The organism is Donghicola mangrovi, from assembly GCF_013377535.1.
Lineage (GTDB): Bacteria > Pseudomonadota > Alphaproteobacteria > Rhodobacterales > Rhodobacteraceae > Donghicola > Donghicola mangrovi.
On record NZ_JABCJE010000053.1, the window covers coordinates 1 to 314 of the forward strand.

The following is a 314-nucleotide window of genomic DNA, read 5'->3' on the forward strand; positions in this document are numbered from 1 at the left end:
GCAGCCTAATCTAAGAGAGGGTCTGGCTCATCTGGTTGGTTTGATTATTCGGCGGGTTTGCTGTGAAGCAAGCGCCGGGTTTCGATGGTCTTTCGTTTGATCCTTTCTCGCTGTTTCAGAAAGGTCTGGCCGCGCCCGAAGTAGACGTCAGCGGGTGTAAGATTCTGCAGGCTCTCGTGATAGCGCCGGTGGTTGTAGTGGTCGACAAAGGCATCAATCTGGTGCTTCAGATCGCCCGGCAGGTAGTAGTTCTCCAGCAGAAAGCGGTTTTTCAGGGTCTGGTGCCAACGCTCGATCTTGCCCTGAGTTTGCGG

The 314-nt window shown here is 54.5% G+C and carries 1 protein-coding gene; it reads right to left on the reverse strand.

Going from position 1 to position 314, the window contains the following annotated elements; translation table 11 throughout:
* Positions 1-44: 44 nt before the first annotated feature.
* Positions 45-314: integrase core domain-containing protein (locus HJ536_RS20740; RefSeq protein WP_177159289.1), on the reverse strand; the 270-nt coding region annotated here is incomplete at its 5' end.